Genomic DNA, 14721 nt, shown 5'->3' on the forward strand with positions numbered 1-14721 from the left:
GAATACAAAGAAGATGGGAGCTATTATCCAAATGTTTTTAAGTAATAGAAAACACAGCAAAGTGAAAGTAGATGGCAAAGGAATCGCTAAAAGATGGGCTGTATTAACGCTGGCAGGAGTATTATGGGTCGGTCCGGTTGCTGGAACTGGGGTTCTAATCCCGTTAAACAATTGGATATCTGCTCCAATCGCGAGTGCTGCCTCCGGTTCAACGGTAAAATTGGGTGAAGAGATTATTACTTCGGGCGCAACATTATTGAAATATCGCTTTAAAGGGTCTAAAGGAACAGCGCTGGCTGATATCATTCGAGTAGACCTGCAAAATCCGTACGTAAAGCTGGATGTCATGACAGGGAAGAACGGACAGTTTACGACCCGCCAGAGCACAGGCGGTATGGCAAAAGAGACCGGTGCGGTTGCTGGAGTGAACGGGGACTATTTTAATACCTCTAGTGAGGGAGCACCGATCGGTGGACAGGTATCCAAAGGTGTGCTGATGTCTACACCCTCTGATTTAACAGGGATGTATGCCTTTGCTGTTACGAAGGATGGCTCGCCGATGGTTGAGCAATTTACTTTCGAAGGTACAGTAAAAGCTGGGGATGGGTCTTCCTTCTCCTTGGCAGGGATGAACAAGGCTTCGTACTCGCCAGAGACGAGTGGGAGCAGCTACAGTCACTCCAATGCTATGTATATTTATACATCTGCTTGGAAAGCGATTGAGCGACCTAAAAACAGTTCGACAACGCCTACAGAAATATTGGTACAAAATGGCGTGGTTACGCAAGTCTCCGAAAATGCTACATTGAATATGACTGTTCCGCAGGATGGCTATATTTTACGTACACACGGTAAAGCAGCTGAATATGCCAAAGCGCATCTGACTGTGGGACAGACCGTAGAAACGAACTATCATCTTCGCGTCAAATCGACAGGGAGTGAAGTAGATCCTTCCAACCTTCAGATGATGATCGGTGGACATACCATATTAGTAAATGACGGACAGAAGACTTCGTTTTCCCGAAGTACAACAAGTATTGGCGGGACACGTGCGCGTACGGCTTTGGGATATTCCCGTGACAAACGATACGCATATGTCATTGCCGTTGAGAAGAATGGGAACAGCGTTGGTGTATCCCTGAGCGAGCTGCAAACACTGATGAAAGATATCGGTGTCTGGAAGGGGATGAACCTCGATGGTGGCGGCTCTACCACTATGGTCACTCGTGATTTGGGAGATACGACAGCGGGGCTTACATTCAATACAGAATATGGTACAGAGCAACGTAGCATCGTAAATGGAGTGGGAGTATATACCACTGCTCCTAAAGGGACGCTCAAAGGCTTTACCATCAAGGGCAATAAAACGCTGCTGATTGGTCAGACCGGAAGCTACTCCTTCAAAGGCTACGACAACTACTACAATCCGTTTGATACATCGAAAGTACAAGTGACGTGGAAGTCCAGCAACCCTGCTGTTGTGTCCGTGAGCGGCGGTGTTGTGAAGGGGGCCCAACCGGGAACTGCTACCTTAACAGCATCCAGTGGTTCAGCCAGTGCGACAACCAAGGTCACCGTGCTTGGGGCAGATGAAATTTCATCACTTACTGCAGGAAGTGGGACAGGCTCGCTTACTGCAGGAGCAAAAATCGCAGTACCGATAACGGCCAAGACGAAAGATGGACAGAGTGTCAGCATTACATCAGATGCGCTCAAATGGGAGTTCATCGGCTTTAAGGGAAGCGTTAAGGACAATCAGCTTATGGTAAATACAGTGGATGCGGGCGTGAAAACAGGCTACGCCATTGGCCGCTACGATGGTTTCAGTGCAGTTGTCTTCCTATCTGCTGGCGGGGCAAGTACAAATAACTGGGAAAACTTCGAAAATGTTTCGTATCCGGTTGATTTTACTTCAAATGCGGAAGGTGTTACCGGTACAGCGACTGTTGTACAAGGGGATGGAGACCATGCCAATTCCAAAGTGCTGGAGCTAAGCTACGACATGACGAACGGCAGTGGTAAAATGTATGCTTACGCTCAATTAAACGGCACATCCGGCAAGACGCTGGAGCAGGCAGCTACATCCATCTCGATTGATGTCAAAGGAGATAAGAGTCTGAACTGGCTGCGTGCAGAGCTGGAAGATGCCCAAGGCAAAACTGCATATATTGATCTTGCCAAAGTGATCGACTGGAACGGCTGGAAAACGATTAACGCAGATATGAGCGGTTTGAATATTTCGTATCCGGCGAAGCTGAAACGTCTCTATGTGGTCAATGTAGCCGAAGGCCAGGATGAGCGTGCTAAGACAGGTAAGGTCGCTTTTGATAATATCTCTTTTAATACACCAGGAACAGTCGGCACAGAAGGACTTAAAAAGGGAACAGCTCAGATGACGATCGGTCAAAAATTGATGACGGTAAATGGAACGCCAACAACGATTGATGCAGCTCCGATGACTCGCAATGGGTCGACGTATGTTCCAATCAAGTATGTGCTGGACGCATTTGGCGGGCAAGCCAAATGGAATGCGGGCGATCAACGGATCACCATTATGCGCGGTGGTGTGCTGATGGATTTGACTGTAGGAAAAAAAGAACTGATTCTAAACGGAAAGCGTAAGAGCTCTGAAGTTGCACCTATTGTACTAGGAGGAAGGACTTTAGTCCCATTAAGACTTGTGTCTGAACAGTTAGGAATGACTGTAAAATGGGAACAAGAAACGAAGACCATCACCCTCCAGTCATGATATGGTATGATATATACTTGAAATGCTAGGATTGGAGTAGAACATTTGTGGACTTTCAAGCCGATATCATAGACCGAGTCATTAAAAATGCCATCCAGGTGATGGAGAACAGCAAATATCAGATGTTCGAAATATTGGACACGGCCCGGACCGAGCTGGTCACGTTAAATCAAGAGCTCCAGAGCGTATTGAAGGAAACGGCAGAAACGATCGAAAAAGTGGACCAGCTGGAAATGAACTATCGGCGGTCCCGAATTCGGTTGACTGAGGTCAGTCGTGATTTCGTCCGCTACTCGGAAGAGGATATCAAGCAGGCTTATGAGAAGGCAACACAGCTTCAACTCGATGTGATGATTTTTCGCGAGAAGGAAATGTATCTCAAAGCCAGAAGAGATGATCTTCAAAAGCGGGCCAAAAGTGTCGAGGCTTCTGTTGAGCGGGCCGAAACTATTGGTTCGCAGATGGGGGTCGTGCTGGAATATTTATCGGGTGAATTGGGACAAGTGACGCGGATCATTGAATCGGCCAAAAATCGGCAGTTTATTGGTCTGAAAATTATTTTGGCTCAGGAAGAGGAGCGTAAGCGCATATCCCGTGAAATTCACGATGGACCTGCGCAACTCCTTGCGCATCTAGTGCTTAGGACGGAAATTGTGGAAAGAATGATCGCCAAGCAGGAATTTAAGATGGTTCAGGACGAAATAGTAGACTTGAAGAAACAAGTTCGCTCCAGTCTTGAGGAAATGCGAAAGGTCATTTTCAACTTGCGTCCCATGGCTCTGGATGACCTGGGGCTTATTCCGACGCTCCGGAAATATGTGCAGGATTTTGAAGAAAAAACGAAGATTAGAGCGCTTTTTGAAACAAGGGGCAAGGAACACCGTCTCTCTTCCGCGATGGAAGCAGCCATTTACCGTCTGATCCAGGAAGCTTTGACTAACGCTGCCAAGCATGCTTACCCTACCTATGTGCTTGTTGAGATTACCTACCAGGCACAGCTTGTGAAAATTGTTGTGCAGGATAATGGTCTGGGCTTTAAGCCAGAGCTTTTTCAGCAAAAAAGCAAGGACCATGGGCACTTTGGTCTGATTGGTATGCGGGAAAGGGTTGAACTGCTCGAGGGGAGAATGGAGATCGAATCAGCTGAGAATCAAGGCACCAAGATAGTGATTCATATCCCAACCAACGTGGAAAAGGGAAAGGAGTAACAACATGGAAAATCAGGAAATGAGTAATGCACCCATTAAAGTTCTCTTAGCGGACGACCATCAGTTGTTCCGTGAAGGACTTAAACGTATTTTGAATATGGAGGACGACATTGAGGTCATCGGAGAATGTGGCGATGGCATTCAAGTGTTGGAATTCTGCAACGTAGAGAAACCGGATATTGTTCTGATGGACATTAATATGCCAATTGAAAATGGTGTAGAGGCAACTGAAAAACTACGTGAGATGTTTCCGGACGTCAAAGTGATCATTTTATCCATTCATGATGATGAAAGCTATGTATTCGAGACGTTGCGCAAGGGGGCCAATGGCTATCTGTTAAAAGATATGGAGGCCGAATCCCTCATTAATGCTATTCGTTCAGTACATGAAGGATATGCATTCATTCATCCGAAGGTAACGGGTAAGCTTATTCAGCAGCTCCGTCGGATGACTTACCTGAATGAAACAGGGGCTATGGCGGAAGGTCATACTAAGGAAGCAGGCGTGAAGTTTGTCGCAGGTGAAAATAATCCACTGACCCGCCGTGAAGCAGAAGTGTTGCGTCTGATGGCTGAAGGCAAGAGCAATAAGATGATTGGTGAATATTTATTCATTAGTGAGAAAACAGTCAAAAACCATGTTAGTAGCATTTTGCAAAAAATGGAAGTTGATGACCGTACACAAGCAGTTATTAACTCCATCAAATATGGATGGGTTACGCTGTAAAGTGTAGTCTTTTCATGCATTAGACGATGCAGCTGCCTAGATATGAATGCTGTACCGCCTTTCTTTTAGAGCGAGATATCCGCTCGTATGGAAGTCCAGTACATAACCGTGACACCTCTTCCTGTTATACGGCATATATTGTCGCTATAGGAGGAGGTGGAACCCTCGTGACGGCTCACTTGGTTTGGATATTGCTTATATACGGTGTGGGAGCTGCAGTCGTGCATCTCATGTATATACGACAGGCGGTTCAGGCTTATCACAATGGCGAAGATGCACACACGACATCGCTGGATCATCGTGCGACTCGCTACATTGTGATTACATCCAATGATGGAGATCGTGTGGAATGGGTGATGCGTTCATTGAGTATCCTTGCCTGGCTACACCGGAGGCCGCTACATGTAACGGTACTGGATGATGAATCTATAGACGATACGCTACCGATTCTGACCCGGCTGGTGCGCTATAGTCATATGGATGTTTCAGTCATCTCATGTCGTTTTTCACCGGGGAACCCGGTTTTGCCGAAGTCAGGCGGTGAAAAACAGGTTGTTATTGATCTTAGAACAGCAAACCCGTTGGCGGGCGCCCCACTTGTTCCTTAGTGACAGGGATCTGTGGACATCGTGGTTTAAATCAGATATAAATATTTATAGACAGTTGCATATGCAAGACAATAGGGATTTCGTTGAAATCTGTTTGATGTGAAGCACACTTCAGGCTAACAGCCATGGAAGTGTGCTTTTTGCTGTTTTCTGGGGTGATAAGCACTAGGAAAAATGAATGAAAGGAGAGATTGAACATGAAAATTGCAGTATATGCAGTCAGGTATAAAGGGAAATGGAGTCTCCGATTATCTGTGGATATTCGAGTAGATATGACATGGTGGTTGCGCCAAGTTAAGGACCAGGAGAATGCTGTCGAAAGGTGGGTGTTACTAGGAGACGAGCTTCCCTTGTCTTGGGGAGTAAGCCTTTGTGGAAGATTTAAGGGATTAGCAGAAATGGAGCGGTGGGGGGATCGGCAATGGTGGGCTTATATTCTTTCACAGCTAAAGAATGAACTGGTTCTTGAGTCTTCTAATGGAGAACGAATCTTATCTGGAGGAGTAGAAAATATATGCATTTGGGACTGTCAACAAGGGTGGGTTTCTCGCACTAAACATGGAAATGAGGGACGGGAAACAATAAGAACTGTACGTTCTATTCAAAACAGGAAGCTCGCTACGGGAGTAGATGGATTGGATATGGAATGTTTAACACGACAAGCGAACGGGCTGACTCATTTGTTGGCAGGACGCCAGTTGCTCGTACCTGAAGCTGAAGCACTGCTAGCAGAGGCAGCCCCGGATTTGGAGCCTACTTGGCGTTCAGCTGCGCAACTTGCATATCTGCAAGGCCGACTCAGCTTTGCTGCTGGTCTGGCTCCATCACCACGCACGCGCTGGTCTGCCGCGCGTAGACATGAACTCCGCTGCAACCGTTGTGGTAGTGGAAAGGTGCACCGCACAAGCTGCGCATCGTGCGGCCGTAAGGCCTGCGCCTACTGCGAGACATGTCTCACGCTTGGGCGCAGCCGTGAGTGCTCGCTGCTGCTGCGCGGTACAGCGAAACCTGCCATGCCGCGCACGGCAGAGGCAGCGCTGGCGGAGAACCTCGACCGCTGGGGGCTGAGTCCTGCACAACGTGCTGCCGCCGAAGTAGCGCTGAGTTTTTTGGCCGCACCACCCCGCAGGGTGCGAAAATGCTCCCGCCCGGAAGGCCAATGGCAACGAGCGCGCGAATTATTCCGGCGCAGCATGCGTGTGCGCCAGGAATTAGGTGCTGCCGCTGCGCATGGCAGCACTCTTGCCGGCTACAAGCAGTCCTCGCCCAAATCTGGCGAGTGTGCTTGGGAGATTACTGGCCGGCAATTACCTGATTCTGCGGCCGAACGTTTTCTGCTCTGGGCCGTGACTGGCGCAGGCAAGACGGAAATGATGTTTCCGCTTTTACAGCATGTGTTGGAGCGCGGAGGGACAGCGCTTGTAGCAACACCACGCCGAGATGTGGTATTGGAGTTGGCACCTCGATTGGCAGTTGCCTTTCCTCAAGTTAGTATGGTGACACTTTATGGAGGGAGTGCAGAACGGTGGCAAAGGGGACAACTGACACTAGCAACAACACATCAGCTGTTGCGTTATCGCCAGGCCTTTGATTTGGTTGTAATCGACGAGATTGATGCATTTCCTTATCACAATGATCCAATGCTTGCCTTTGCTGCCCAAGCAGTATGTAAGCAGGAAGGGAAATTTATTTATTTGTCTGCGACGCCACCGCCTCCTTTGCAGAAAGAGGCCGCACGTGGTCAACTGCCACATGCCAAGGTTCCCGTTCGTTTTCATCGTCATCCCCTACCTGTCCCAATTCGTTTGGGGACTGCTCCAGTGCATCATTGGCTGCAAAAAGACCAGCTTCCTGCTTCATTTATTCAGCGCCTATACATATCCATTCAACGAGGGGCGCAGGTCTTTCTATTTGTGACACGAATCTCATATATTCAAGGTCTTGTGGAACTGCTGATGAGACAATTTTCTGATATACCTATTGCCGGCACATCATCGCAGGATGAAGAACGAACCGCTAAGGTGCGTTTGTTTCGAGCTACTGAAATACGTGTGTTGGTCACAACCACTATTTTGGAGCGGGGTGTGACTGTTCCACGAAGTGATGTGTATATACTAGACGCGGACAGCAGTCTTTTTGATGAAGCATCCCTTGTCCAAATGGCTGGTCGCGCGGGAAGATCTAAGGATGATCCATCTGGTAGTGTTATTTTTATATCCCCTCAATGGACTAGCGGTCAAAAGAGAGCGATTAAGCAGATTAAACGCATGAATGCACTGGCTCGGAAAAAAGGATATCTGAAATTGACGAAGCACTAAATGCATTAAATAAAAAAAGTTTTTTTGGAAATGTGAAACCTGAAACAAAGTTGGTACGTAAACTACCAGGAAAGGTGCATTTTGGTATGGGGATGATTCCAAGAACCCGTCTGTTTTTGAATTGGTTATTCCATCGTCAGTCGCAAACATGTGTTGCTTGTGGCAAGCTCGCAGGTCATTTTTTCGAATTTACTGGGCTTTGTACTCATTGTTCGATTCAAATTCCTTGGATTTACAACATTCGTTGTGTACATTGTGGACGTCCGACGTTTTGTCCGGATTGCGTCAGGCCCGACCGATTAGCGCGTTACTATATATGCAATCGGAGTGCGATCAGCTATACGCCGATGGCGAGAGAATGGATTGGGCAGTTCAAATATCGTGGCAATGAAAAGTTTGGTCCCCTGCTGGGCGAGATCTTGAACCGAGCCTATCAGGCGATGAGACATGAGTTTGCGGGTCATAATTGTACTCGTTTCAAGCGATCTTTGTGGGATGTAGATATAGTGACCTGTGTCCCGGTAAGTGAAAAGAGGCTGACGGAGCGAGGCTTTAATCAGGCTGAAATTTTGGCAGAAGAGATTGCAAAGCGAAATAAGCTCCCCTTTCTACCATTGCTTGTTCGCCCGCAAGATACAGGCAAACAAAGCTTTAAATCAAAAAATGAACGTATGAATACAATGGATAATGCATTTTCCGTTATCCCCAATATGGTGAGTTTGATGAAACCCTTTATTTTAAAGGTCGAATCTCAACGCGCTGTGGAGAATATGTATTCCGTTACAATTTTGCTTGTAGATGATATTTATACGACGGGGAGTACATTGCAGGCATGTGCACGCGTTTTAAGAGAAAAGGCATTAGAACAAGGAGTACATTTGGCTATTTTTTGCCTATCCTTAGCGAGATCATGAGCTCAATTTTCTATTATATTCCATAATTTTGTGCTTGAAACTATGAAAAAAAGGTTATAATTCTTTTGAAAGAAGGCTTAAATGATAGAGCAGAAGCTTTTTAATCCGTACAATCAGCAAAATTTGACAACAAGCTAGAGAGAGGTATATAATAAAAATATAGAGACGAACAAAAAGTTAGGAAGTGAGGGATAAAATCAGAATATTTCAATTTAGAGGTTGATTTTTTTGGAAAAGAGGAGTACAATTTCTATCTGTTGATAGCTAACATGATTGGTAATAAGTGATGGCTAACGACAAAAGAGCGGACATTGGGAGTGTCTCGCTCAGTAGTAAAGCAGTTAATTAAAATTTAAAGTTAAAAAGAGGAGAGAACAAAATCATGAAAAACGTAATGAAAAAAGTAGCAGTTTCTGGCATGTTGGCAGTTAGTTTAGGCGCAGTATCTTTGTTGAGCCCACTTGCTACAGGTAGTGTATCTGCACAATCTAGTTCCGATTATGAAAAACAACAATTGGAAGACCAAATCATGAGAGAACAACAAGAAGCAGCACAAAAAGCATTTGAAGCTAAATTCTTTAAAACTGAAACTACTGAGAACGCAGCACCTGCTCAATCGACAACAGAGAACAACAACCAAACAACAACTACAAAACCAGCAACAACTACAACTGAAACACCAGCAACAACTGTAAAAACAATCACTGTTAATGTTCAAGAAGGCGACACACTGGCTTCTATTGCTGAAAAATACGGTGTAACTGTTGAAGAACTGGTTAAAATCAACAACCTGGTAAAAGTCGGTCAAGAACTGCAAGTACCACAAACAAATACAAATAAATAATTAACATTATAAACTGTTTTATAAAATGTATTTATTAAACCAAGCGTTTGACTATAGTATACGGGAAGGCCTCTATTAAAACAATGCTTTTTTGAATAATTATTTGTAAAATTGTTTGTTTTTTTGGGCTGCAAATTTCCAATGGTACATCTTGCTTAATTTCAGATAGGTTATAAGTTGAAATGATGTTAGGTGTATGAGATTTATGAATACCCACACTCCATGTGCGGAGCATTCGTATGGACGCCGATCCCCCGGATTTATAGCATTTTCTTGATGCATCGGGGCACAGGTGAACATGAATTCTTCTGAGGATTGTTTCGCCCGGTTTTTCCCTCATTTTATTTCTACATTTTAACCATATTCATATATAGCTATTTAATGATAATGAAGCGCTATTCCCGAGAATAACAGGAATGGCGCTTATTTTATTTTTTTATCTAAAGTACGGAGGGATGTTTGACGATAAATACTCACATGTAATAGGCTGGATTAGAAGGACTTATTTGCCTCTACACTTTATATTGTTGCATATTAATGTGCTAGAGTTGGGAAAGATTTTACCCGTTTAATCTTCCTCTCTTATAACTTTTACTATGATAACGAACGAAATGTAGAATTGTGTTAAAACTAAAAAAAAATTTGGAATATTTGCTAGACGAGGCTCTTCACTATAAGTTAATGTAAGGATAATAGTAATTAAAGACCGGAACTTGGAAAGGGGCGCTACAGAGGATGAATTTGGATAACTGTCCTCGCTGTGGAAAGTTGTTTGTTAAGAATGTCAGAGGGATTTGCCAGAACTGTATTAAAGAAATTGAGGTTGAATACGAGCACTGTGTCAAACATATACGTGAAAATAAAGGTGTTCATATGCATGAGCTTTCGGAAGCTACAGGTGTCTCTGTTAAACAAATCACGACATTTATACGTGAGGGACGTATTTCCATTGCTAATGCGCCCAATATGACGTATCCTTGCGAGGTATGCGGGATACCGATTCGTGATGGGCATATGTGCGATTCTTGTCGAACACGTCTGACTAAAGACCTGAATCAGGCCATACGCGAAAGTAGTAATCAGGATCAAAGTAATAATATGGGCTCAGGTACCTACAGCGCGATGGATAAACTTCGCGGAAACTAGTACAGGGGAATTAAATACGCATTCAGCTATTCAAAAAGTTTCAAATACCGCCGATAATCTTTATAGAGCTTATCGGTTTTTTTATTTTAGCAACCATGCACAAAATAAAGAAGTAAGGCATAATACGAACCATGTTCGACGCTATGTCGTCTGATACATTCTGACCATATCAAATAACTAAGGAAGGTGGAAGTTATGAAAATTAACGAGACCAACCGCATCGGAGCTATTAATCCATATCAGCGAAATATTGAAACAGGACGCCAGGAGGAGCAAAAGAAATCCCGCCGCAAGGACGAGGTTTCCATTTCTCCAGAAGCAATGGAAATGCTGAACCGCAGCAGTGATGCAGACCGCGTTAAGAAAATTCAGGAGCTTAAGCAGCAAGTAGCTTCTGGAACCTATCGTGTAGATGCTGATAAAATTGCAGAGAAGCTGTTACCTTTCTTTAAGCAGTCTTCCGAAAGCTAGGTGAAGGATATGCCTTTAGAGCGTTTGATTGGTGTGCTGGAACAGCTAGATCAAAAGCATCTTATTTTATTAGAACTGGCGAAAAGTAAAAAAAAGATTGTCATGGAAAATGATATGGATAGTCTGGTACAGCATTTGAACCAGGAATCCAGACTCCTTAAACAAGTAGAACAGTTGGAAGAAGCTCGTATGGAGGTTTCGTATGAGCTTCTTCGTGAACGTGGTATTAAGTCTCAGCTTAATTTGACTATAACCGAGCTGGCGCGCCTTGTCTTTGATCCAGAAGATAAGAACAAACTCCTCAGTGTCCAGAGTCGCTTATCCCACACTCTTTCAGAATTAAAGGAAATTAATGGAATCAACCAAAAACTCATCGAGCAATCGTTGGTGTTTATTGATTACTCTTTGGATCTACTTGTAGGACGTCCTAATCAGGAAATGACTTATATGCATCCTGATCAGAAGAGTAATCAACACGCACGACCTGGATTGTTCGACACTAAGGCTTGAGCCGAGGAGGAAAATAGAGTGCCATCCACATTTCATTCCATAGAAACAGCTAAAAGAAGTCTTTTTACACAAACAGCAGCTTTAAATACAACAGGACACAACATAGCTAACGCTAACACGGAAGGCTACACACGGCAGACGGTCAAAATGAAGGCTTCCATCCCCATGGAGGCTTACGGTATTAACCGTTCTAATGTACCTGGTCAATTGGGAACAGGTGTTGAATTTGACGCTATTGAACGTATTCGCGAAAAGTTCTTGGATAGCCAGTATCGCGGAGAAAATACCGAACTGGGTAGTTGGACAATCCGTAGTAATACGCTTGATAAACTACAACAGATTATAAATGAGCCGTCCGATACAGGGATTCGGAAAGTTCTAGATAACTTTTATAAATCTTGGTCTGACTTAAGTAAAGACCCAGAAAGTGTGACTGCACGAACTATTGTTAAAGAAAATGCACTTGCTTTGACTGATGCAATGAATCATATGAGTAAACAGTTGAATAATTTATCTGCGGACTTAACTTCTAATGTGGAGGCTAAGTCTAGTGAGCTACAAAGTTATGTAAACTCCATAGCTGATTTGAACCAATCGATTACTAAAATTGAAGGTTTGGGCGATAACGCTAACGATCTACGTGACCAACGTGATTTGATTGTCGATAAAATCTCAAAAATCGTTAATGTAACGGTGACTGATACCGATCAAGGCTACAATGTTAATATGGGTGGTCAAGCATTAGTAACTGGATTTGAACCGACTACTGGAATTAACGGCGCTTTTTTACAAGCAGCTTTTGCCTCTAATGATTTACAAGGTGGCGAAGTGCATGGAATGATTTTCTCAAGGGATCGATTTGTAGCTGATTACACAGCCCAAATGGATAACCTCGCCAACACATTGGCGACAGGTAATATTACTGTAACGCTACCTAAAGGCTCAGTTTTGCCAGAAGGTACTGTACTGAATGGAGTGACTTACACAGGGACCAGCCGAACACTTCAATCGGATTTAACAGTTACAGTTAAAGGTCTTAATGGTTTGCATCAACTGGGTTATACCCAAGAAGATAAAGATGCTAACGGTAATATGGTTGCAGGTAAACCTTTTTTTGTAACTTCAAATAATGGTGGGACAATAACAGCAGGCAATATCACGTTAAACACTGCTATAGTAGATAATCCTAACGCTATTGCAGCATCCCTTCGGGTAACAGGCACTGCTCCTTCTGAGGAATTGGTTAAGGGTAATAATACATTGGCATCCTTGATGTCCAATTTGAAATTAAGCAATTTCACTTCAGTTTCTACGGGGAATACAGCTACTATTGATAGCTTCTTCAGTTCTATGGTTGGTCAGTTGGGGATAGAGGCTCAAGAGGCTACAAGACAGACACAAAACTCGACAGCTCTCGTATCTCAAGTAGAAACTATGCGCCAATCTGTGAGCGGTGTTTCACTGGATGAAGAAATGTCCAATATGATTAAGTTTCAGCATGCCTACAGTGCCGCTGCTCGGTTTATGACCACATTCGATCAATTATTAGATAAATTAATTAACTCCACAGGTGTAGTGGGAAGATAAGAATTGGGATTAAATATCTGATGTTTATATACAGCTGGATATTTAATTACGGAGGGATATAACTATGCGCGTTACTAACAATATGCTAAGCTCACAGCTTTTGCTTAATTTAAATCGAAATTCTGAGCGTATGAATAATACGCAGAACCAGATGTCGACTGGACGTAAGTTGAACAAACCCTCTGATGATCCTGTAGGCATTACGTATTCCTTAAGGTACCGATCTGAACTGTCTTCAAATGAACAATACCAGCGGAATGTGGACAGCGCAGTGTCTTGGCTTGATTTTAATGATACGGTCATGGATCAGGCTGGCCAAATTATGCAAAGAGTACGTGAACTTACAGTGCAGGCCTCTACGGGAACTAATCCACAATCAGCGTTGGACAGCATTAACAAAGAAATCGGTCAGCTTAAGGAACAAATGATTGATGTTGTGAACAGCCAGTTGAACGGAAAATATATATTCAATGGTCAGACCTATGACAAGAAGCCTTACGACCTTCCTCTAAATGCAGATAATACGCATGATATCTCTGGAGCAGCGTCTATTGTGACGGACACTGGGAATGTTAATTTTATAGTAGGGGAAAATGTAGCTTTACCCATTAATGTTACTGGTAATGAAGTTGTAGGAACAAGTGCGGATGCCGACAATTTGTTTACTATTTTTAATCAGCTTTCTTCAGCTCTGGCAAGTGGTGATATTAAAACAAGTGGGGATCAACTAGCTAATATTGATTCACGTGTGGAAAAAATGCTAAAAGTTCGGTCGGAAATGGGTGCTAAATCTAATCGTGTTGAGCTAATGCAGAGCCGTTTGAGTGATCTCGAGGTAAACTTAACGGATTTGCAATCTAAAACGGAAGATGCAGATTACGCTGAGCTTTTAATGAATTCCAAGATCCAAGAGAATATTTACAATGCTTCTTTGTCAGCAGGAGCGAAGATCATATCCGCATCATTAGTTGATTTCTTAAGGTAGTCTAAGGAGGGGGAGAGATGCCCATTATTCCGATGCTTCAGATCCGGCAAACTCCGGCTATCCTGCATATTGACGCAGACCCTGGGCAGTATTCGATTCGACAGCCCTCGGCTGATATGGAATTAAAAACACGACGTGCTCAACTGGAAATTCACCAGTATCAGCCACAGCTAACCATAGATCAAAGTGCGGCCTTCTCTGCCTATAATGGTGGCAATTACCTTGAGATGAATAATCGAATTTATTCCGGATTGCCGCAGATATTTTTACAAGCTATTGCGCATAAAGTGGAGCAAGGCAACCGAATGGCGGCGATTCACATTCCTGGTAATACTGTAGCCAATGTTTATGGAGAGGATACAGAAACGCATGTGCTTCCTGAATTTAGGGGTCCGGCATCTATGGATAATGTCGATATTCATGTTGAAACACGTGCACCTGATATTACATATACACCTGCTGTATCGGAAATGCATGTGACCGTTAATCGTCCAGAGATTGAGTATACTCGGGGGAAACTGGAGATTTATATGCAGCAATATCCATCTGTGGCCTATATTCCGCCTGGAATTGATGTCATGATGTAAAATAAGTTAAGGTTATAGAGGTTGTTCAAGCCGTCTATAGCCTTTTTTTAATAAAACGTATAGATCT

At 43.8% G+C, this 14721-nt stretch carries 13 protein-coding genes; all 13 read left to right on the forward strand.

Annotation, left to right across the window (positions count from 1 at the left end):
* Window positions 1-31: 31 nt before the first annotated feature.
* The 13 genes from BN1546_RS13815 (at window position 32) to BN1546_RS13880 (ending at window position 14654) form a co-directional block, all read left to right on the forward strand.
* On the forward strand, window positions 32-2749 hold the full coding sequence (locus BN1546_RS13815) for a stalk domain-containing protein (RefSeq protein ID WP_058830348.1): 2718 nt from the start codon (window positions 32-34) through the stop codon (window positions 2747-2749).
* A gap of 47 nt (window positions 2750-2796) precedes the next feature.
* Window positions 2797-3957: a sensor histidine kinase gene (locus BN1546_RS13820; protein WP_013373402.1), complete on the forward strand. Its 1161-nt coding sequence runs from the start codon at window positions 2797-2799 to the stop codon at window positions 3955-3957.
* 4 nt (window positions 3958-3961) lie between these two features.
* Window positions 3962-4684 carry a response regulator gene (locus tag BN1546_RS13825; RefSeq protein WP_013373401.1) on the forward strand — a complete coding sequence of 241 codons (723 nt, stop codon included), beginning with the start codon at window positions 3962-3964 and terminating at the stop codon, window positions 4682-4684.
* A gap of 167 nt (window positions 4685-4851) precedes the next feature.
* Window positions 4852-5292, forward strand: a complete 441-nt coding sequence (locus BN1546_RS13830; protein ID WP_013373400.1) for a hypothetical protein — start codon at window positions 4852-4854, stop codon at window positions 5290-5292.
* Window positions 5293-5489: 197 nt separating this feature from the next.
* The gene (locus BN1546_RS13835; RefSeq protein ID WP_058830209.1) at window positions 5490-7610 is read left to right on the forward strand and encodes an ATP-dependent helicase ComFA; all 2121 of its coding nucleotides are present in this window, start codon (window positions 5490-5492) and stop codon (window positions 7608-7610) included.
* 86 nt (window positions 7611-7696) lie between these two features.
* A complete protein-coding gene (locus tag BN1546_RS13840; protein WP_255305352.1) occupies window positions 7697-8524 on the forward strand; it encodes a ComF family protein in 828 nt (275 codons plus the stop codon).
* Between the two features lie 382 nt (window positions 8525-8906).
* On the forward strand, window positions 8907-9368 hold the full coding sequence (locus tag BN1546_RS13845) for a LysM peptidoglycan-binding domain-containing protein (RefSeq protein ID WP_058830207.1): 462 nt from the start codon (window positions 8907-8909) through the stop codon (window positions 9366-9368).
* Between the two features lie 735 nt (window positions 9369-10103).
* Window positions 10104-10514: a TIGR03826 family flagellar region protein gene (locus tag BN1546_RS13855; RefSeq protein ID WP_016324805.1), complete on the forward strand. Its 411-nt coding sequence runs from the start codon at window positions 10104-10106 to the stop codon at window positions 10512-10514.
* Between the two features lie 195 nt (window positions 10515-10709).
* Window positions 10710-10985 carry a flagellar biosynthesis anti-sigma factor FlgM gene (flgM, locus tag BN1546_RS13860; protein ID WP_013373392.1) on the forward strand — a complete coding sequence of 92 codons (276 nt, stop codon included), beginning with the start codon at window positions 10710-10712 and terminating at the stop codon, window positions 10983-10985.
* A 9-nt stretch (window positions 10986-10994) separates the two neighbouring features.
* Complete coding sequence (locus BN1546_RS13865; RefSeq protein WP_058830206.1) at window positions 10995-11495, forward strand: flagellar protein FlgN; 501 nt, start codon at window positions 10995-10997, stop codon at window positions 11493-11495.
* Between the two features lie 18 nt (window positions 11496-11513).
* Window positions 11514-13082, forward strand: a complete 1569-nt coding sequence (gene flgK / locus BN1546_RS13870) for a flagellar hook-associated protein FlgK (protein ID WP_090737976.1) — start codon at window positions 11514-11516, stop codon at window positions 13080-13082.
* 64 nt (window positions 13083-13146) lie between these two features.
* Window positions 13147-14067: a flagellar hook-associated protein FlgL gene (gene flgL, locus BN1546_RS13875; protein WP_090737978.1), complete on the forward strand. Its 921-nt coding sequence runs from the start codon at window positions 13147-13149 to the stop codon at window positions 14065-14067.
* 17 nt (window positions 14068-14084) lie between these two features.
* The gene (locus BN1546_RS13880) at window positions 14085-14654 is read left to right on the forward strand and encodes a DUF6470 family protein (protein ID WP_090737980.1); all 570 of its coding nucleotides are present in this window, start codon (window positions 14085-14087) and stop codon (window positions 14652-14654) included.
* Window positions 14655-14721 lie beyond the last annotated feature (67 nt).

It is taken from the genome of Paenibacillus sp. Mc5Re-14, from assembly GCF_001049835.1.
GTDB lineage: Bacteria > Bacillota > Bacilli > Paenibacillales > Paenibacillaceae > Paenibacillus > Paenibacillus polymyxa_C.

Coding starts and splice junctions, on each gene's coding strand:
- flgL (WP_090737978.1), top strand. CDS start 13,147: ATGCGCGTTACTAACAATATGCTAAGCTCACAGCTTTTGCTTAATTTA.
- BN1546_RS13840 (WP_255305352.1), top strand. CDS start 7,697: ATGGGGATGATTCCAAGAACCCGTCTGTTTTTGAATTGGTTATTCCAT.
- BN1546_RS13825 (WP_013373401.1), top strand. CDS start 3,962: ATGGAAAATCAGGAAATGAGTAATGCACCCATTAAAGTTCTCTTAGCG.
- BN1546_RS13865 (WP_058830206.1), top strand. CDS start 10,995: ATGCCTTTAGAGCGTTTGATTGGTGTGCTGGAACAGCTAGATCAAAAG.
- BN1546_RS13880 (WP_090737980.1), top strand. CDS start 14,085: ATGCCCATTATTCCGATGCTTCAGATCCGGCAAACTCCGGCTATCCTG.
- BN1546_RS13855 (WP_016324805.1), top strand. CDS start 10,104: ATGAATTTGGATAACTGTCCTCGCTGTGGAAAGTTGTTTGTTAAGAAT.
- BN1546_RS13845 (WP_058830207.1), top strand. CDS start 8,907: ATGAAAAACGTAATGAAAAAAGTAGCAGTTTCTGGCATGTTGGCAGTT.
- BN1546_RS13815 (WP_058830348.1), top strand. CDS start 32: ATGTTTTTAAGTAATAGAAAACACAGCAAAGTGAAAGTAGATGGCAAA.
- flgM (WP_013373392.1), top strand. CDS start 10,710: ATGAAAATTAACGAGACCAACCGCATCGGAGCTATTAATCCATATCAG.
- BN1546_RS13835 (WP_058830209.1), top strand. CDS start 5,490: ATGAAAATTGCAGTATATGCAGTCAGGTATAAAGGGAAATGGAGTCTC.